Raw genomic sequence first — 18510 nt, forward strand, 5'->3', positions numbered from 1 at the left:
TCATGGCTGAGGTTTTGAACTTCGAGCACAACGGCATCACCGTGAATGCCACCGAATCTCCCGAGGCCATGGGTGGCCTGGGCGATAACGTGATCGGGCTGGTCGGCACTGCGCCGAATGCGCATGCGTCGATCCCGAAAAACGCGCCGTTTCGCATCAACAGCTTCACCACTCAGGCGCTGCTGGACCCTACCGGCGCTGAAACCGGCACACTGTTTCAGGCTGTTTACCAGATTCTCAAAGTGGTGAAAGTGCCGGTTTACGTGGTGATCGTGGAGGAGGGCGCAACCCCGGCCGACACGCTGAACAACGTGATCGGCGGCAACGAGCCGGTCACCGGCCGCAAACTTGGCCTGGCTGCGCTGAGCAGCGTGCCGGAAGACCTGACCATTATCGGCGCGCCAGGCTTCACCGGCACCAAGGCCGTGGCCGGTGAGTTTGCCGCGTTCGGCAAGCGCATCAAGGCGCGTGTGGTGCTGGATGGCAAAGACGCTTCGGTCGCTGACCAAGTGACTTACAGCGGCGAGCTGGGCGGTGCCGACCTCGGCTTCGACCGTTGCCTGCTGGTGCACAACCTGCCGTCGGTGTACTCCAAAGCGGCGAAGAAAAACGTGTTCCTGGCGCCGTCGTCGCTGGCTATCGCTGCACTGGCGAAGGTCAAGCAGTGGGAAAGCCCGGGCAATCAGGTGACGTTCGCCGAGGACGTTTCCCGCGTGGTCGAGTACAACATCCTCGACACCTCCACCGAAGGCGACCTGCTCAACCGCTACGGCGTGAGCTACTACGCGCGCACCATCCTCGGCGGTTTTTCGCTGTTGGGTAACCGCTCGATCACCGGCAAGTTCATCAGCTACGTCGGGCTGGAAGACGCCATCAGCCGCAAGCTGGTCAAGGCTGGCCAGAAGGCCATGGCCAAGAACCTCACCAAGTCCTTCATGGACCAGGAGGTCAAGCGCATCAACGACTGGATGCAAACCCTGGTTGCCGACGAAACCATTCCCGGCGGCAGCGTGTACCTGCACCCGGAACTGAACAGCGTCGAGAAGTACAAGAACGGCACCTGGTTCATCGTCATCGACTACGGCCGCTACGCGCCGAACGAACACATGGTTTATCAACTCAACGCCCGCGATGAAATCATCGAGCAGTTCCTGGAGGACGTTCTCTAATGTTTACCAACCGAATCAGACAGGCCCTTGCGGCCACCCTTCAAGGCCTGCCGTTGTCGGCAACGGTGAATTCGTTCGCACCGCCGAAGATCGACTTCGACATGGAGTCTATGACCGGCGGACGCTTCATCGGCGAAGAAATGGCCAAGAGCGCCAAGGTGTTGAATGCCACCCTCGAGCTGCAAGGTGCAGGGCCGGAAATCATGCTGGCCCTGGGCGTGACCTTGGGTGATGACATTTTGCTGAACGTGCGCGAAGCCGGTCAGGACCAGGACGGCAAGACGTACTTCACCTACCACACCGTCGGTGGCAAGTTGAAATCCCTGACCGAAACCACGTTGAAAATGGGCGATAAACCGGCCATCACGCTGGAACTCTCCTGCCGCACCTACAGCCGCCTGGAAAACGGCATTCCGGTGATCGACATCGACGTGCGCACCCAGAAGTTCGTGCTCAACGGCGTCGACATCCTCGGTGACGCCCGCCGCGCCGTGCTGATGCCGTAAAGCGCAGTGCGCCCCCTGCGGGGGCGGGCTTGCTCGCGATAGCGCCAGGTCAGCCGACACCTGTGCTGATCGACCCACTGCCATCGCGAGCAAGCCGGCGCCCACAGTGACCGCGCGCGCAGCTTAGTGCTGCGCTGCCTTTTAAAACGCTTATCAAGGAATGACGTAATGGCCTGGATGCCACCGCTGCACCGCCTGCTGTCCCCGATCACCGCTGACACCGGCGCGACGATCGAAAAAATCCAACTCAAGCCGCTGTTCTATGCCGCGCAAAAAGACGCGCTGGCCCGCGCCGGTGACGACGAGGACGACCAGTTCTTCGAGCTGGCGAAACTCGCCACCGGCCTGTCAGAAAAAGAGCTCGACCAACTCAAGCGTCCGGACTACGTGAGCATCGCCCAATACGTCCACGAAATGTCGACGCGCCCTGCGTCGTTCTTCCTGGATGAACGCACCGTGGCGAACCACGATCAGCCGGTCCACTTGCTGTTGCCGTTGGCGGCAGCCGGTCGAACCCAGACTGAACTCGCGTTGGAAATGCCCGCCCTGCGCGTGACCAAAGTGATGAAAAAGCTCGCCACCAACAAGGAGCGCGCCGAGTTCATCACCGCGCACTGCACTGGCCTGATGATCCCTGATCTCGCCGGCCTGACCGTGCCCGACTGGACGGAACTGCAGGAGCGCATCGACGATTTTTTAAATCAACCGGCGGACTTCTTTCGGAGCGCGACATCGAAGTAATCCTCGATGTGGTACCGCTGATTTATTCGGTCAATGAGGCGGAGATCCTCGACTGGGACGCCGGAAAAGCATTGCGCCGCTACGACATTGCGATCACTCGTCTTGGCGTTAAACAGGAGTAAGCGGGATGCAAGACAAGTATTCGCTCACGTATGCCATGGCCAAGGATGGCCAGCAGGTGTTCGGCAGTGTCGGCGGTGCGATGGACGCCGCCGTCGTCAACGCAGGGGCTTTGGTACCCGAAAACAGTCGGGCGGCTGCAGCATCATCGGGCGTGGAGTTGGCGCTGGCCAATGCAGGCCTCGAGGTGAATCGCCTCAGCCTGTCCTTGAGCCAATTGCGTGACAGCGTGGATGCGCTGGAAACCTCGTTATCGCCGTTCAAGGCACTGGATATTCAGCCGCCAAAGACCGCTGAGCAAACCGAGCCCAAGGCTGGCGCTGCATTGACGTCGAGCACGTCAGAGAACCTCAGCCATACCCGCGAATCCCTAAAAGTCGTCACCGCACAGGTGCTCGACCCGGTCGCAGCGCTTCGATCTTCCAACGCCAATCTGTCGCTGGATACGACCACAACGTCGCAAAAGTCGATCAGTGTTCTTCGCGAGGAATCCACTGAAAGCGAAAGTCGCCTTTCCAAAACGCTTGAGCCCGCGCCGATGTTGTTCGAAGGCGCCTGGCTGAAGGCCAAGACCCGCGTGGTGGACGGCGCAAATGACCTCGCCGGCGATTCGCCTGTTGCGGCCAGCGCATTAAAAACGGCAGGCGTCGTGATCATGCCGATGCTTGAAAGTGTGGGCGAAACCATCAAGACCCGCGTTACCGATAAAGTGGTCGATGGAACACTCGGTAAGCTGCCGTTCATCGGCAAGCTGTTCAAGGAAGGTGATTCCGAAAAGGGCAACGATAAAGGCAGCGATAAAGGCGATGGCAAGGATTGCTGCTGTCCGCCTGCGGCCGAAGCCCCGCGAGGACGCGAGCGTTTTGGCCCAAGAAACACCGGCAGGAAGACCAACGCAGGCAAGCCGAAACCCGCCCGTTCGCAGGCAGCCGCCAGAACCCCGGCGAAAAAAACCGCTGGCTTTTCCGGGTTGGCCCGCAGTCTGTTTGATCGGGTTGCCAAGCCATTGACCAGCTCGCTGGCGGGGTTCACTGGCAACGCTCCCACTCAGGCTTTACTGCCGCCTGCGGCCGAGCCAACCCGCCGCAAAAGGAATAATGCCGCTCGCCAATCGGCGCCAGGCAGAGCGCCGGGGTTGGTCGAAGCGTCGGCGCGCAGCGTAGTACCGATGCCGTCCGAAGGTCGCGCGAATACTTCGTCCCGCGCCCAGCCAAGCCGCCGCAAGAAGGCTAATGCCGCGCGCCAATCGGTGCCTGTCAGAGCGCCGGGGTTGGTCGAAGCGTCGGCGCGGCGCGTTGTACCGATGCCGTCCGAAGGCCGCGCGAATACCTCATCGCGTATTCAGGCTGTCGGCGGCGAGCGCCTGCCTGCGGCTGTGCCCGGCTCGCCAAGAATGCCCACCTCCGGCCTGATGGGCACCTTGAGCAAATTGGAGTCATCCGCCGCGCGCCGGCTGGGCCCGTTGAAGTACGTCGACACCGCCATGGATGTCATCCAGGGCGTGCGTAATGGCGACGCAAAAGCCATCGGCACAGGCCTGAGTACCGCCGGTGGCGCGTGGGCGGGCGCTTCCGCTGGCGCAGCCATTGGCACGTTGATATTGCCCGGTGTTGGCACTGCGGTAGGCGGCGCCATCGGTGGCTTGCTCGGCAGTGAAGCGGGCACGTGGCTGGCTGAAAAAGTGATGGGCACAAGCGACCGTTTACCCTCACCCACGCAGGTCAGCCAAAACCTTAACAGCCCTCAAGCCGATAACCGCCCAATCAATTTTGCGCCGCAGATCACCATCACCGCGCCTGAGCAAGCCAGTCATCAACAATTGGCGGCGCTGGTGGTGCAACAGATCGAAGCGCAATTTACCCCACTGTCGATGGACAACCTGCTGGCGACGCGACGCGACGCAGCACTGACCGATGGAGCTGTGTGATGCGACAACAGATGGTGTTGGGCACTTTTATTTTTGGGCTCTCGCGCGGGTTTGCCTACGACACCCTTGATCGTGTGAGCAGCGGTGGCTGGGGCAGCCTGGACATTATTGTCGGCAAGCCCAAATCCACCCAAGTCGGCCAGGCGCTCGAAACGCTCACGTTTGGCGGCAAGACCACACGTGCCAAAGGCATGGCGCGTCTGGATGAGCTGCGGGCGCTGCAAGCTGTTCGGGTGCCGTTGCCTTTGGTCGATGGTATCGGGCGTAACTGGGGGTTGTGGACGATCAAGTCGATCGACGAAAAGCAGGCCGGTGTGATCGACGATGGCACCGCCATGCTGATCAATTGGACGCTGGTGCTTGAGGAGTTCGTCAATGCGTAAGGTGAGAAGTATCGCCGGTGACTCAGTCAACCTGCTGCTCTACCGCGAGCTGGGCCGCTGTGATGATGCGGCCGAAGAAGCCCTGTGGCGGCTGAACCCGGCGCTGGCCGAACAGGGCGCTGTATTACCCGCAGGCGTCACCGTGCTCGTGCCCGAATTGGACACGCAACCCCTCACGAACCGGCCGGTATCGGCCTGGGATTAAGGAGCAACCATGGCACTTGGATTCACACCCGTGGTGGAACTTTACGGCGCCAATGCCGCGCTGTTCAACCAGCGTTTATTGGAGTGGGTGCATACCGATACCACCGGCCTGGCCTCTGATCAGCTCAAGCTGACCCTCGATATCGAAGGGCTCGAAGGGTTGCCGGACCTGGGCGGGAAAGTTGGCCTGCGCGTCGGTTACCTGGAGTCCGGTGTGGTCGACAAAGGGCTGTTCAAGATCACCCAGCGCACCGCGTCACTGTTCCCCATGCGCTTGGTGCTGGTGGCCACGGCGGCGCCGTTTGACATGGAGGGGTTCAAGCAACGGCGTACCGCCAGCCACGGGCCGATCTCCCTGGGCGCGCTGTTTCGTCAACTGACCACGCGCTATGGGTTTTCACCGCGTGTGGAGCCTGAACTGGATGGCAAGCTGATCGCGCATATCGACCAGACCAATGAAAGCGACATGGCATTTTTGACGCGCCTGGCGAAGCAGTTCGATGCAGTCGCCAAACCCGTCGACGCGCTGTATGTGCTGGGGCGCAAAGGGCGGATCAGGTCATTGTCCGGCAAGGTACTGCCGGACGTGCAACTGTCGGTCACCCGCGACAATCGCCCGGGTGATCGCGCGTTTATCAGCGCACTGTTTACCGAGACCAGCCGTGCCCTCTACAACGGCGCGCAAACGGCTTGGTGGGATGCGGCGGCCGGTAAAAAGCATTGGGTGGCGGTGGGTTTCGAACCGTTCAAAGTGGTCACGCAACGTTATCAAAACGAAGACGAAGCCCGCTCTGCGGCGCAAGGCGAGATGCGTCGCGTGGGGCGTGAAGGGTTGAAGATCGATGTGGCCTGCCCCGGTAATCCGTCACTGGCCGCAGAAGGCCTGTTACTGCTGGATGAATCATGGCCAAGTTTTATGCAGGGGCGCTGGTCTATCCACACCGTCACGGCCAGCGGCAACCGCCAACAGAGCTATCGATGCGTGATCAACGCAAACGGTTTATCGCAGGCAGAATGATCGCTTAAATAAGGACATCCCTTGATAACGCTGTCTCACCTTATCCAGGTGATGCCTGGAGCCCGCCTTAGAGCGGGCATTTTTTTATCGGCGTTAAACACGGCGACCTCGAAATACGCCATCGACAACCCCAAACGCATCGCCGCCTTCCTCGCCCAAGTCGGCCACGAATCCGGCCAACTGCTGTACGTACGTGAACTGGGCAGCGAGCACTACCTGAGCAAATACGACACCGGCACATTGGCGGCTCGCCTGGGCAACACCCCCGAGGCGGATGGCGATGGCCAGAAGTATCGCGGTCGCGGGCTCATCCAGATCACCGGACGGCGCAATTACCTGGCGTGCAGCCAGGCGCTGTTCGGTGATGAGCGTTTACTGCAACAACCGCAACTGCTCGAACACCCCCAATGGGCGTGCGAATCCGCCGCCTGGTTCTGGCAAAGCAATGGCCTGAATCAACTGGCCGACAACGACCAGTTCACCACCATCACCCGGCGCATTAATGGTGGCCTGAATGGCTTGGACGACCGCTTGCAATTGTGGGCGCGGGCGAAGGCGGTGTTATGCGTTTCTTAATGTCCTGCCGGCTGTTGGGCTATTTCCTCTCGCTTGGTGTTGCCGCGAGCCTGGCCTGGCAGCTTCAGACGTGGCGGTATGAGGCGCAGCTTGTGCGCTTGGCGGCGACGCACGCAAACGTGCTCGATCAGCACACCCAGGCGGCGTTGCAACAGCAACACGCCGAACAAGACAAACGGTTGGCCCTGGAGCAACAACTCAGTGCCAGCGACCAGCACCATGCGCAGGAGTTGAACGATGCCCACCATAATCAGGCGTATCTGCGCGACCGCCTGGCCACTGCTGATGTGCGGCTGTCAGTCCTTCTCGACGCCAGCGAGCCTGCCGGTGGCTGCACAGTGCCTGCCACCGCCACCCCCGGCGGCGTGGTTCATGCAACCGCGCGAGCCCGACTTGACCCGGCGCATGCTCAACGAATTATCGGCATCACCGACGACGGTGATAACGCCTTGATCGCCTTGCGTGCCTGCCAGGCGTATGTGCGCGCCGTCGGGCGTTAGCATCTTGATCCAGTCTGTCGCTTGCGTGCGCGATTTGCTCCTGTAGGGTAGGCAAACCCCCGCCTGTTTCTGGAGACGACCGTGAAGGAAATCACTCAATTAGCCGCTGAACTGGGTCGCCGCTTGCAGGTGCTCAATGCCCACGTCACCACTGCCGAGTCTTGCACCGGCGGCGGTATCGCGGAGGCCATCACACGCATACCGGGCAGTTCGGCCTGGTTCGAGGCGGGGTATGTCACCTATTCCAATCGACAAAAGACCCGGCAACTGGGCGTAGCTGAACAACTGTTCGCCAACGTCGGTGCCGTCAGCCAGGAAGTGGTCGAGGCGATGGTGCGGGGCGCGCAGGAAAAAAGCCTGTCGCGCTTTGCCGTGGCGGTGAGTGGCGTCGCCGGCCCCGATGGCGGTTCCCGCGACAAGCCGGTGGGTACGGTATGGTTGGCGTTTGGGGTAGGCGAGGAGGTGACGGCCGAGCTTGCGCACTTCCCCGGCAACCGCGACGAGGTTCGCCGACAAACGGTAAAAGCCGCGCTGGAGGGCTTGTTGCGACGAGCTGCAGCAGAAATAGAAAATCAGGGGTAGGCGATCTTCGATGTTTGTGGAACAATACTGTCTACTTATACAGGTGTTGGCCGTCAGGCCTTATTGATTACGTGAGGACTTTAATGGACGAGAACAAGAAGAAAGCCTTGGCTGCGGCCCTGGGTCAGATCGAACGTCAATTCGGCAAGGGTGCCGTAATGCGTATGGGCGATCACGACCGTCAGGCGATCCCGGCTATTTCCACTGGCTCTCTGGGTCTGGACATCGCACTTGGCATTGGCGGCCTGCCAAAAGGCCGTATCGTTGAAATCTACGGTCCTGAATCTTCCGGTAAAACCACGCTGACGCTGTCGGTGATTGCCCAGGCGCAAAAAATGGGCGCCACCTGCGCGTTCGTCGACGCCGAGCACGCCCTCGACCCTGAGTACGCCGGCAAGCTGGGCGTCAACGTTGACGACCTGCTGGTGTCCCAGCCGGACACCGGTGAGCAAGCCCTGGAAATCACCGACATGCTGGTGCGCTCCAACGCCATCGACGTGATCGTGGTCGACTCCGTGGCAGCCCTGGTACCGAAGGCTGAAATCGAAGGCGAAATGGGTGACATGCACGTGGGCCTGCAAGCCCGTCTGATGTCTCAGGCGCTGCGTAAAATCACCGGTAACATCAAGAACGCCAACTGCCTGGTGATCTTCATCAACCAGATCCGCATGAAGATCGGCGTGATGTTCGGCAGCCCGGAAACCACCACCGGTGGTAACGCGCTGAAGTTCTACGCGTCGGTCCGTCTGGACATTCGTCGTACTGGCGCGGTGAAGGAAGGTGACGAGGTTGTCGGTAGCGAAACCCGCGTTAAAGTGGTCAAGAACAAAGTGGCCCCGCCATTCCGTCAGGCCGAGTTCCAGATTCTCTACGGCAAGGGTATTTACCTGAATGGCGAGATGATCGACCTGGGCGTGCTGCACGGTTTTGTCGAGAAGTCCGGTGCCTGGTATGCCTACAACGGCAGCAAGATCGGTCAGGGCAAGGCCAACTCGGCCAAGTTCCTGGCGGACAACCCGGACATCGCTGCCACGCTTGAGAAGCAGATTCGCGACAAGCTGCTGACTCCAGCGCCAGACGTGAAGGCTGCCGCCAACCGCGAGCCGGTTGAAGAAGTAGAAGAAGCCGACACTGATAGCTGAAGCAAACGATGACAGTTGTACTGGATACACTCGTCGCCGTTCGGCGCACTGCGATGGACCTGCTCGCTCGCCGCGAGCATGGTCGAGTCGAGCTGACGCGTAAACTGCGTCAGCGCGGCGCAGAGCCCGAAATGATCGAAACCGCCCTCGACCGTTTGACGGAAGAAGGGCTGTTATCTGAAGCCCGCTACCTCGAAAGCTTTGTGTCTTACCGAGCGCGCTCCGGCTACGGCCCTGCGCGAATTCGCGAAGAGCTGAGCCAGCGTGGCCTGCAACGTGCCGATATTGACCTCGCCCTGCGCGAATGCACTATCAGTTGGCAGTCGCAGTTGGAAGACACCTGGCGGCGCAAGTTTTCGGGGCATCTGCCGATTGATGCCAGGGAGCGCGCGAAGCAAGGTCGTTTCTTGAGTTATCGCGGGTTTTCGATGGAGATGATCAGCCGCTTATTAAGCGGCCGGCACATGGACGACTGAACCTTCAAGTTGCCACCGTCAATCTGCGGCACCTGTCAAAAAACAAAGGCCCACTATGAAAATAGTGGGCCTTTTTTTTTGCCTTTAAAAATCAAGCAGTCTCGGGCGTCACGCGCTGTTGTGCTTTGCCCTCAGCCTGCGCCCAGTTCTCCGGCAAGTTGATGTAATCCACCAACTCGCGCAGCCGGCCTTGATCACGCCCGTTGAAGTTGAACACCAGCCGCGTCAAATGGCCGAACTTTGGCTCATCGTGTTCCTCGCCCGTGTAGGCCAATTGCTGGAACTCACCCTTTAGCCGCAGGCTGGCAAACTCGTTCTGCAAATGGGCCAAGGCCCGATCACTCAGCGGGTGATTCATGCGCACCACAAACTCACGTTTTAACCAGCGTGTGGAGTGGAAGTTGGCATAGAACCGGTTGATCTCGTCCACTGCTTCTTCAGCGCTGTAGACCAGGCGGACCAGCTTGAGGTCGGTGGGCAGGATGTAACGATTGGCTTCCAGTTGGCTGCGAATAAAGTCCAGAGCGCCTTGCCAGAAACCGCCGCCTGGCGCATCCAGTAATACAACCGGCACCAGCGGGCTTTTGCCGGTCTGGATCAGGGTCAGCACTTCGAGTGCTTCGTCCAGCGTGCCGAACCCGCCTGGGCACAGCACCAGCGCATCGGCTTCCTTGACGAAGAACAGCTTGCGGGTGAAGAAAAAGTGGAATGACAGCAGGTTCTCGGTGCCATCAATGGTCGGGTTGGCGTGCTGTTCAAACGGCAGGGTGATGTTGAACCCCAGGCTGTGTTGCAGGCCCGCACCCTCATGGGCTGCCGCCATGATGCCGCCGCCGCCGCCGGTAATCACCATCAGGTCGGATTGCGCGAGCATCGCGCCGACTTCGCGAGCCAAGGCGTACAAAGGGCTTTCGACCGGCGTGCGTGCTGAACCGAACACCGTGACCTTACGGCGGTCCTTGAACTGTTCCAACACACGGAAGGCGTTGTCCAGTTCACGGATGGCCTGCAAGGTGATTTTGGCGTTCCAACGGTTGCGGTCGTCCTGGGCCATGCGCAGAACGGTGAGAATCATGTCGCGATAAAGGGGGATGTTCGGGCTGTTGGGGGCGATCAGTTGTAGCTGTGCGTCGACCTGCTGCGTGAGGTCTGCTCCGTGCTCTTCAAAATGACGGAGCAGCTGCTCGTTCGATTCATAAGGCATTCAACTTCTCCTTCTTCACAGAGCCTGGGCCAGCGGCGAGAAATTCGTCCGAGGCCACGACACTGCATGTGTCGCTGCATGCCCAAGGCATTGCACGCTGCTCGCCGGGCGGCAAGACGGGCTCTGTATGTTCCTGGTGATTTAGAAACCTTTGCACTGCCAGTCGCAGAAGGGCAACCCTCTTTTGCCCTGAAAGTGTTACAGAACGACGTAAATAACGCTCTGGATAGGCTGTCGGGATGACTTGATCATGTGCCGAAAAACCGTTGGTTGGCAACCGGTTGTTGGTCACACATCACGCAGTTCAGTGGTCTGCAGGCAATTGACGCGGGGGGATGCGCGCGCTGCTGGACAGCAGCGCGCGAAGGTCGATCGGAGGTTACTTTTTCTTTTTCGCTGCGGCAGGTGCCGGGCAATCGGCTTCCGCAAACTTGACCGACGCCACAGGGCGATTGGTTTTGTTCTCGGTGATCTCGTAGCGCATGATTGCGCCCTTGGCCATCAACTCGCGGTAACCCGGGTTGAGGCACACGCTCTGCCCGAGTTGAAAATACACAGCCTTGGGGTTGGCGCGCATTTGTTCGGCGCGATCAGGCTGCACACTGAGGTGATCGATCAGTTGCATGCCTTCAACGGTGTAGGCCACTTCCAGGGTTTTTTCATCGATTTCCCGTGGCAGGTCCTTGTTGCTTTCAGCCGCGACGCTTTGCAGCTTCCTGTTCATTTGGGCCTCCAGCAGCGAGGCCGCGTGGGCGCTCATGGGCAGGACCAACGCAAGGGCGACGGATGGGGCAACAAGGCGCAGCATGGAACGCAGCATGAAACTCTCCTGATTCGGTTACTGGTGCATAGACCAGCCACTGCGCTGTGCGTTCAGTGGCGCGCAATTATAGGGGAGCGCTGGCCACTACAGCCAGGCGTATCGCTGGGAAGTGCCTGCAGCTCTGGTAAACTGCCGCCACTTAAAGCCTGCCTCGAGTTCCCTCAGTGTCGATTTCCCCTTTCGCGGGTTGTATCCGATGAGCCACGCCGTCTCCCGCTTGCGTACCGAACGCCTGGCGCGGGCCGTCAGGCCTTTTCTCAATCGCGGTTCACGTGCCGAGCGCTGCCCCGGCTGCCGGGTGATTCCCGAATACTGCCTGTGCGCCTGGCGCCCGCAGGTGCAGGCGCGTTCCGCCATGTGCCTGCTGATGCACGACGTTGAACCGATGAAACCGAGTAACACTGGCTGGCTGATCGCCGACGTGATTGACGACACCAGCGCATTCGCCTGGGCGCGCACTGAAGTCGAGCCCGAGTTGCTGACCTTGCTCGCCGATCCGCAGTGGCAGCCCTACATCGTATTCCCCGGCGAATTCGTGGCGCCGCAGCGGGTGGTCAGTCAGGTCGACGTGGCACCCGGCAAGCGCCCATTGTTTATTTTGCTGGACGGCACCTGGAGCGAAGCGCGCAAGATGTTTCGCAAGAGCCCTTACCTTGAGCATTTGCCGGTGCTGAGCCTGGCGCCGGAACAGCTGTCGCGCTACAAACTGCGCCGCTCCAAGCGGGACGACCATTTTTGCACCGCCGAAGTTGCCGCGCTGTGCCTGGAACTGGCCGGCGATCAAGCGGCCAGTGAAGTGCTCGACGCCTACCTCGACGTGTTCAGCACGCATTATCTGGCCGCCAAGTTCCAGATGCCGCTGGACCCGGCCGACCACGTTCATACGCGTCTTGCACCGTATATCCCGGCGGTATAAGCGGACGATAACTGGATGATGGCACTGTAAACCGGTACCCCGCTAAAATGCCTGCCGGCGTAGTGCTTGACCCTCCAGGCTACGCTGGGCATGCTGGGCGCCGATTGGGGCGTAAGCGTGAATTTTCAGCGTCGTTTCAGATGTTTTTGACGCTGAGGGTGCCCTGCGGTGACAGCTGCCTGGCTGTCGCCTTGTGTACTGGCCAACCCTGAACCGATCAGGGCTGCCGTAAAAAAACAGGATCATTTAATCAATGGCCACATACGAAATCCTGATAGCCGATGACCATCCGCTGTTTCGCAGTGCGCTGCATCAGGCTGTGACCCTGGGGCTTGGCCCGGACGTGCGTTTGGTTGAGGTGGCCAGCATCGCTGAGCTGGAGGCCCGCCTGACCGAAAAGTCCGATTGGGACTTGGTGCTGCTTGACCTGAACATGCCTGGCGCCTACGGTTTCTCGGGGCTGGTGCTGTTGCGCGGGCAATACCCGCAAATTCCGGTGGTGATGGTCTCTGCGCAGGAAGACGCCGATGTGGTGGTGCGCTCCAAGGAGTTTGGCGCCAGCGGTTTTATCCCCAAGTCCAGCGCGATGGCGGATATTCAGAAGGCTGTGCGCACCGTACTCGACGGTGACGTGTCCTGGCCGCCGCAAGCGTTTGAAGAAATCAACGTGTCCGACGAAGCCAAGGCCGCCCGTGATGGTCTCGCCAGCCTGACGCCCCAGCAGTTTCGGGTGCTGACCATGGTCTGTGAAGGCTTGCTGAACAAGCAGATTGCCTACGAATTGAGCGTGTCGGAGGCCACCATCAAGGCCCACGTCACCGCGATTTTCCGCAAGCTGGGCGTACGCACGCGCACGCAGGCGGCGCTGCTTTTGCAACAACTTGAGTCAATTTCACAGCATTAAGCTGTCATCGATTCACGCTTTTTTGACCTTGCGTGAACTAGTTTCCCCACTTCTTTGGTTCAGTTGCCTACATCTATGTCGCCTTTCAAGGGTCAAACCGGTATCAAACGTATCTTCAACGCGGGGGGCTATTCCCTGGATGGCTTGCGTGCGGCTTTCACTGGCGAGGCGGCATTCCGTCAGTTGGTACTGCTCAACGTCATCCTTATTCCTGTGAGCTTCTTCTTGCATGTCAGCCGGGTCGAGCGCGCTTTGCTGATTGCGGTGTGCCTGCTGGCGTTGATTGTCGAGTTGCTCAATTCGGCAGTCGAAGCGGCTATCGACCGCATCTCGCTTGAGCGTCACCCGCTGTCGAAAAACGCCAAGGACATGGGCAGCGCCGCGCAATTCGTGGCACTGAGCATGATCGCCCTGGTCTGGGCGGTGATCCTGATCTAAGGCTCAGGCGATGCTCGGCAGCACGATCTCGTCGCTGCGCTGAACCCCGGCCGTGAAGGTGCGGCACAGCTCCAGAAACTCGCGCATCGCCGAGGTCTGGTACTTCTGTTTATGCCAGATGAAGTAGAACTGTCGGGCCAGGTCCAGGTCCGGGGTTTCTACCGGCACCAGGCTGCCACGGCGAAATGCGTCGCGCAGCGCCAGCCGCGAAATGCAGCCAATCCCCAGCCCTGACTCCACCGCACGCTTGATCGCCTCGGTGTGTTCCAGTTCGAGGCGAATATTCAATGCGCTGCGGTGATGACGCATTGCCTGGTCAAAGGTCAGGCGCGTGCCCGAGCCTTGTTCGCGCAGGATCCACGCTTCGTGGGTCAGTTGTTCCATGGTCGCCACGCCACGCTTGGCCAAATGATGTTGCGGCGCGCAAAACACCACCAGTTCGTCTTCCACCCAGGTTTGCACCTCGATGTCCGGGTGGCTGCAGTCGCCTTCAATCAGACCCAGGTCAATTTCGTAGTGCGCCACTTGGTGCACGATGTTTGCAGTGTTCTGCACATGCAGCTTCACTTGGCTCTCGGGGTGTTGCTGCATAAAGCTGCCGATCAGCAGCGTGGCCAGGTAATTACCAATGGTCAGGGTGGCGCCCACCGCCAGCGAGCCGAAGCCGGACTTGCCGTTCAGCAGGTCTTCGATCTCCTTGGCCTGGTCCAACAGCGCCACCGCCTGGGGCAATAGCTGATGGCCGAGGGCGTTAAGGCTCAGGCGTTTGCCCGCGCGGTCGAATAATTGGCAGCTGGATTGGCGCTCCAGCTCGGTGATCGAGGTGCTGGCGGCGGATTGAGATAAGGCCAGAAGGCCAGCAGCGCGTGAGACGCTTTCCTGCTGGGCGACGGCGACGAAGACTTGCAGTTGACGGAGAGTAAATCGCATATCGATATAACCGATAACCCTTATCTTAATAATCCAGTTAACAGATATTGTCGCCGCCATTAGAATGCTGTGCAATTGCGCACTTCACCTTTGGCGCAGACCCATTTCCAGGAGTTCCCCGTACATGAGCAACATGAACCACGAGCGTGTCCTCAGTGTTCATCACTGGAACGACACTCTGTTCAGCTTCAAGTGCACCCGCGACCCGGGCTTGCGCTTCGAGAACGGTCAGTTCGTGATGATCGGCCTGCAACAGCCCAATGGCCGCCCGCTCATGCGTGCTTACTCGATCGCCAGCCCGAACTGGGAAGAGCATCTGGAGTTCTTCAGCATCAAGGTGCAAGACGGCCCGCTGACTTCCCAATTGCAGCATTTGAAGGAAGGCGACGAGATCATCATCAGCAAAAAACCGACAGGCACCTTGGTGCTTGACGATTTGAAGCCGGGTAAACACCTGTACCTGCTCAGCACCGGTACTGGCTTGGCGCCGTTTATGAGCGTGATCCAGGACCCGGAAACCTATGAGCGTTTCGAAAAAGTGATCCTGTGCCACGGCGTGCGTTACGTCAACGAAGTCGCTTACCGCGAATTCATCACCGAGCACCTGCCGCAGAATGAATTCTTCGGCGAGGCGCTGCGTGACAAGTTGATCTACTACCCAACCGTGACCCGCGAGCCGTTCGAAAACGAAGGCCGCCTGACCGACCTGATGCGCAGCGGCAAGCTGTTCAGCGATATTGGCCTGCCGCCGATCAACCCCGAGGACGACCGCGCCATGCTGTGCGGCAGCCCAAGCATGTTGGATGAGACCAGCGAAGTGTTGAACAGCTTCGGCCTGAAAGTTTCGCCGCGCATGCGTGAGCCGGGCGATTACTTGATCGAGCGTGCGTTCGTCGAGAAGTAAACACGTCAGGCCATTGGCTGACCAGGCAACAAAAAAGCTCTAAATGTGGGAGGGGGCAAACCCCTCCCGCATTGGTTTTCGGTTTCAGTCAGCTGAAATCACTTCAAGCACGCAAATCACCCCGGCTTCGGGGTAGTGCCACCGCACGTCCACATCCCAGAACTGCGCGCCGTATTCGCGCGTAGACACTGGCGTTTGATACGCCGGGCGTGGGTCTTGTGCCAAACATTGCTCGATCAATGCCACCAAGGGCTCGTCAAGGCGCTGAGCATGGCTTTGTGCCTGGTGCAGGGCGGTTTTCAGCCATTGCACGGCAATCAGCGGCGGCGCGTTGCTGGCGATGTTGTTGGTCGCGGTGTCAATGATGTCCGCGTACGGCACGTACGGCTTGATATCCAGCACGGGCGTGCCATCGAGTAAATCAATCCCGGAAACCCACAGCCGGCCCGGCTCTACCTTGTCCAGCTTGACCACCGACTGGCCAATGCCATTCGGGCGATGGGTCGCGCGGGTGGCAAACACGCCCATCGACGTATTGCCGCCCAGGCGTGGCGGGCGCACCTTCAGGCGAGGTTTGTCCTCCAGCGCCTGATGGAACAGAAACAGCAACCACACATGGCTGACCTGTTCCAAACCCTGCACCGCCTCACCAGTGTCGAACGGCGCCACCAGTTCCAGCACGCCACGGGCGGCGGGCGCCAGTTGTGGCTGACGCGGGATGGCGAACTTCTCCTTGAAGCAGGAGCGCACGAAACCGACGGGCGAGACGTTGTAACTCATTTCTGAAGCCTCAAGTTACAAGCTACACGCTACAAGCGCTTAACTTGCAGCGTGAAGCTTGGGGCTGCTTTAAGCTCTGACGCGCAGGGTCAGGCCCTTGAGGAAGTTACGCAGCAACTGGTCGCCACAGGTGCGGTAGTTGGTGTGGCCGAATTTGCGAAACAGCGCGCTCAGCTCGGGTTTGGACACCGGAAACTCGGAGGCCTTGAGGATGGCGTGCATGTCGTCTTCTTTCAGCTCGAAGGCCACGCGCAGTTTCTTGAGGATGATGTTGTTGGTCACCGGGGTTTCGATCGGCTGCGGTGGACGGCTTTCGTCCTTGCCGCGCTTGAAGATCACCAGCCCATCGAGGAAATGCGCCATGACCTCGTCCGGGCAGAATACAAAACCTTCTTCCTCATCTTTCTTGAGGTAAGTCAGCAGGTCTTCCTTGGTTACGTCCATGCCGCCGAGCTTGGTGATCTCGACCATCTTGTTGTCGCTGATGTCGAGCATGTAGCGCACGCTGCGCAGTACGTCGTTGTGAATCATGGTGGGCAATCCTGGTTTTCAACAGTGGACACCGCCCAATCAGGCGATGCCGGGAAAGGGTGTGCGGCTTAGAACTTCTCTTTGCCGGACAGGTAACGCCATTGGCCTACCGGCACTTTGCCGATGGACACGCCGCCGATACGAATGCGGCGAATGGCGATGACTTTCAAGCCAACGGCTTCGCAGAACAGGGCAATCACGCCCGGTTGCGGGTTTTTCATCGCAAAACGCAGGCGGTTCTCGTTCTGCCAACTGGCCTTTACGGCTGGCAGTTCTTTGCCTTTATACGTCAGGCCGTGGTTCAGGCGATTAAGGCCATGGGCGACCATGTCGCCTTCCACCTCCACCACGTATTCCTGCTCGATCTTGGCGGCGTCGGCGGTCAGCTTGCGCAGAATCTTCCAGTCCTGAGTGAACACCAACAGGCCGCTGGCCTTGGCTTGCAGGTCGGCGCTGGCGGTCAGTCGCAGGAAGTGGCCCTTGAGCGGGCGTTTGCTGAAGCGGTGTTCTTCCGACAGGGTTTCGGCGCTGATCGAGGCCATCGCGGTTTCAGCATCCATACCCACTGGCGCGTGCAGCAGGATGGTCACCGGTTCCGGCGCAGTGGCTTTAGCCTCTGGGTCGAGTTCGACCTTTTGGGTGGTGATTTTGAACTGCGGCTCGTCGATGACTTCGCCGTCCACCGAGACCCAGCCGCCTTCGATAAACAGTTCAGCCTCCCGACGGGAGCAACCGACCAGTTCGATGAGGCGTTTGGAGAGACGTATGGGGTCAGTCATGACTAGGGCCGTAGCAAAAGGGGGCGTCTATTGTACCTGCCTGGCGCCGGTTAATCCCGGCCCCATTTCAGTGCTGTGGCATTTTGTGGCGCTGGGCCGGGGTTGGCTTTATGTGGGAGGCCCCACTGCATCTTTGATGTAGCGCTGTCGCGCAGCAAACGGGCTTGGGGTGTTATTCAGGTTGGGTACATATCCGGTATTTGGTTTGTGGCTTATATCGGTTTCGCTCTTACAGCGAGTCACTTTTGAAAGGCCTGAAAGCCGACCTGAGTGGTTGAAGCAGATCAAAGGCGGCTTTTGCATAAATAGCAGATCTGCTTTTTTTGCTTTTTGTGGGAGGGGGCTTGCTCCCGATAGCAGTTTTACAGTTGATACATGAGTTGACTGACCCACCGCCATCTGGAGCAAGCCCCCTCCCACAGTTTGACCGAGTTCGGCTTGGGGATTGGGTCTAAGCCCCGGTATCTTGCTGCCGGCGCAAGCGCATGTGCAGCAATGGATACGGCTGCCCGAGGCCATCATGCTCCGCGCGTCCGACCACCTCGAACCCCTGCTTGAGATAGAAGCCCAGCGCCTGCGGGTTTTGTTCGTTGACGTCCAGTGTATCCGCGTTCAGGTGCTCGATGGCATAGCGCAGCAGGTCTCGGCCCAGACCTTGGCCGCGGTGCTGCGGGTCAATAAACAGCATCTCGACCTTACCCGCCGCCACCCCGGCAAACCCGGTGATGCGCTGGCGGGCGTCCTTGGTGCAGATCAGCATCACAGCGTCCAAATAGCGCGTCAGCACCAAGTCTTTAAGCAGCACGATGTAGCTGTCCGGCAAAAAATCGTGGGTCGCTCGCACCGAGTCTTCCCAGAGTTGCGCCAACCGCGCGTAATCGCTGGTTTTAGCCGTGTGAATAACCGAATGCTGGCGCATGCCCGCTGCCCCTTGTCTGTCTGTGTATTGATGGGCAA

The 18510-nt window shown here is 59.6% G+C and carries 23 protein-coding genes; 16 read left to right on the forward strand and 7 right to left on the reverse strand.

Annotation, left to right across the window (positions count from 1 at the left end):
• Positions 1 to 2 precede the first annotated feature (2 nt).
• The 12 genes from ACOZK9_RS11240 (at position 3) to recX (ending at position 9344) form a co-directional block, all read left to right on the forward strand.
• Positions 3 to 1169 (forward strand): phage tail sheath protein, encoded by a 1167-nt coding sequence (locus ACOZK9_RS11240; RefSeq protein ID WP_058412677.1) that lies wholly within the window; start codon positions 3 to 5, stop codon positions 1167 to 1169.
• Positions 1169 to 1675, forward strand: coding sequence for a phage major tail tube protein (locus tag ACOZK9_RS11245; RefSeq protein WP_152750302.1), 507 nt, complete (start codon positions 1169 to 1171; stop codon positions 1673 to 1675). Before ACOZK9_RS11240 ends, ACOZK9_RS11245 begins: the two co-directional genes overlap by 1 nt.
• Positions 1676 to 1843: 168 nt before the next feature.
• Entirely contained in the window at positions 1844 to 2416 is a 573-nt protein-coding gene (locus ACOZK9_RS11250; protein ID WP_421555853.1) for a phage tail assembly protein, read from the forward strand.
• A 127-nt stretch (positions 2417 to 2543) separates the two neighbouring features.
• Positions 2544 to 4463, forward strand: a complete 1920-nt coding sequence (locus ACOZK9_RS11255) for a phage tail tape measure protein (protein WP_421555854.1) — start codon at positions 2544 to 2546, stop codon at positions 4461 to 4463.
• Entirely contained in the window at positions 4463 to 4846 is a 384-nt protein-coding gene (locus ACOZK9_RS11260) for a phage tail protein (protein WP_058412674.1), read from the forward strand. Before ACOZK9_RS11255 ends, ACOZK9_RS11260 begins: the two co-directional genes overlap by 1 nt.
• Complete coding sequence (locus ACOZK9_RS11265; protein ID WP_058412673.1) at positions 4839 to 5051, forward strand: tail protein X; 213 nt, start codon at positions 4839 to 4841, stop codon at positions 5049 to 5051. The genes ACOZK9_RS11260 and ACOZK9_RS11265 overlap by 8 nt, the downstream gene beginning before the upstream one ends.
• Positions 5052 to 5060: 9 nt before the next feature.
• Entirely contained in the window at positions 5061 to 6068 is a 1008-nt protein-coding gene (locus ACOZK9_RS11270; protein ID WP_421555855.1) for a phage late control D family protein, read from the forward strand.
• Positions 6069 to 6119: 51 nt separating this feature from the next.
• Positions 6120 to 6644, forward strand: coding sequence for a glycoside hydrolase family 19 protein (locus ACOZK9_RS11275; RefSeq protein ID WP_058412671.1), 525 nt, complete (start codon positions 6120 to 6122; stop codon positions 6642 to 6644).
• A complete protein-coding gene (locus ACOZK9_RS11280; RefSeq protein ID WP_421555856.1) occupies positions 6632 to 7144 on the forward strand; it encodes a lysis system i-spanin subunit Rz in 513 nt (170 codons plus the stop codon). The genes ACOZK9_RS11275 and ACOZK9_RS11280 overlap by 13 nt, the downstream gene beginning before the upstream one ends.
• A gap of 81 nt (positions 7145 to 7225) precedes the next feature.
• Positions 7226 to 7726 (forward strand): CinA family protein, encoded by a 501-nt coding sequence (locus ACOZK9_RS11285; protein WP_058412669.1) that lies wholly within the window; start codon positions 7226 to 7228, stop codon positions 7724 to 7726.
• 83 nt (positions 7727 to 7809) lie between these two features.
• The gene (recA, locus tag ACOZK9_RS11290) at positions 7810 to 8868 is read left to right on the forward strand and encodes a recombinase RecA (RefSeq protein ID WP_058412668.1); all 1059 of its coding nucleotides are present in this window, start codon (positions 7810 to 7812) and stop codon (positions 8866 to 8868) included.
• Positions 8869 to 8876: 8 nt separating this feature from the next.
• Positions 8877 to 9344, forward strand: coding sequence for a recombination regulator RecX (gene recX, locus ACOZK9_RS11295; protein WP_099236082.1), 468 nt, complete (start codon positions 8877 to 8879; stop codon positions 9342 to 9344).
• Between the two features lie 91 nt (positions 9345 to 9435).
• Here the strand turns inward: recX and ACOZK9_RS11300 are convergent, their stop codons facing one another.
• Together ACOZK9_RS11300 and ACOZK9_RS11305 are read right to left on the reverse strand one after the other, a co-directional pair.
• Complete coding sequence (locus ACOZK9_RS11300) at positions 9436 to 10548, reverse strand: LOG family protein (protein ID WP_058412666.1); 1113 nt, start codon at positions 10546 to 10548, stop codon at positions 9436 to 9438.
• Between the two features lie 379 nt (positions 10549 to 10927).
• Positions 10928 to 11368: a PA3611 family quorum-sensing-regulated virulence factor gene (locus ACOZK9_RS11305; RefSeq protein WP_058412665.1), complete on the reverse strand. Its 441-nt coding sequence runs from the start codon at positions 11366 to 11368 to the stop codon at positions 10928 to 10930.
• 199 nt (positions 11369 to 11567) lie between these two features.
• On the opposite strand from ACOZK9_RS11305, the gene ACOZK9_RS11310 reads away from it, so the two are divergent.
• The 3 genes from ACOZK9_RS11310 to ACOZK9_RS11320 all read left to right on the forward strand — a co-directional run bounded on the left by ACOZK9_RS11310 (position 11568) and on the right by ACOZK9_RS11320 (position 13629).
• Positions 11568 to 12287: a tRNA-uridine aminocarboxypropyltransferase gene (locus ACOZK9_RS11310; protein ID WP_421555857.1), complete on the forward strand. Its 720-nt coding sequence runs from the start codon at positions 11568 to 11570 to the stop codon at positions 12285 to 12287.
• A gap of 253 nt (positions 12288 to 12540) precedes the next feature.
• Positions 12541 to 13191: a response regulator transcription factor ErdR gene (gene erdR / locus ACOZK9_RS11315; RefSeq protein WP_058412663.1), complete on the forward strand. Its 651-nt coding sequence runs from the start codon at positions 12541 to 12543 to the stop codon at positions 13189 to 13191.
• A gap of 75 nt (positions 13192 to 13266) precedes the next feature.
• A complete protein-coding gene (locus tag ACOZK9_RS11320; RefSeq protein WP_058412662.1) occupies positions 13267 to 13629 on the forward strand; it encodes a diacylglycerol kinase in 363 nt (120 codons plus the stop codon).
• 3 nt (positions 13630 to 13632) lie between these two features.
• Here ACOZK9_RS11320 and ACOZK9_RS11325 read toward each other — a convergent pair whose 3' ends face one another.
• Positions 13633 to 14559, reverse strand: coding sequence for a LysR family transcriptional regulator (locus ACOZK9_RS11325; RefSeq protein WP_058412661.1), 927 nt, complete (start codon positions 14557 to 14559; stop codon positions 13633 to 13635).
• A 124-nt stretch (positions 14560 to 14683) separates the two neighbouring features.
• Between ACOZK9_RS11325 and ACOZK9_RS11330 the strand changes: the two genes are divergently transcribed.
• Positions 14684 to 15463, forward strand: coding sequence for a ferredoxin--NADP reductase (locus ACOZK9_RS11330; RefSeq protein ID WP_058412660.1), 780 nt, complete (start codon positions 14684 to 14686; stop codon positions 15461 to 15463).
• 84 nt (positions 15464 to 15547) lie between these two features.
• Here ACOZK9_RS11330 and tsaA read toward each other — a convergent pair whose 3' ends face one another.
• The 4 genes from tsaA to ACOZK9_RS11350 all read right to left on the reverse strand — a co-directional run bounded on the left by tsaA (position 15548) and on the right by ACOZK9_RS11350 (position 18472).
• The gene (gene tsaA / locus ACOZK9_RS11335; protein WP_058412659.1) at positions 15548 to 16243 is read right to left on the reverse strand and encodes a tRNA (N6-threonylcarbamoyladenosine(37)-N6)-methyltransferase TrmO; all 696 of its coding nucleotides are present in this window, start codon (positions 16241 to 16243) and stop codon (positions 15548 to 15550) included.
• A 69-nt stretch (positions 16244 to 16312) separates the two neighbouring features.
• A complete protein-coding gene (locus tag ACOZK9_RS11340; RefSeq protein WP_058412658.1) occupies positions 16313 to 16774 on the reverse strand; it encodes a YehS family protein in 462 nt (153 codons plus the stop codon).
• A 68-nt stretch (positions 16775 to 16842) separates the two neighbouring features.
• Positions 16843 to 17553 carry an rRNA pseudouridine synthase gene (locus tag ACOZK9_RS11345; protein WP_058412657.1) on the reverse strand — a complete coding sequence of 237 codons (711 nt, stop codon included), beginning with the start codon at positions 17551 to 17553 and terminating at the stop codon, positions 16843 to 16845.
• 451 nt (positions 17554 to 18004) lie between these two features.
• Positions 18005 to 18472: a GNAT family N-acetyltransferase gene (locus ACOZK9_RS11350; RefSeq protein WP_421555858.1), complete on the reverse strand. Its 468-nt coding sequence runs from the start codon at positions 18470 to 18472 to the stop codon at positions 18005 to 18007.
• Positions 18473 to 18510 lie beyond the last annotated feature (38 nt).

It is taken from the genome of Pseudomonas kitaguniensis (assembly GCF_049199985.1).
Classification (GTDB): domain Bacteria; phylum Pseudomonadota; class Gammaproteobacteria; order Pseudomonadales; family Pseudomonadaceae; genus Aquipseudomonas; species Aquipseudomonas kitaguniensis.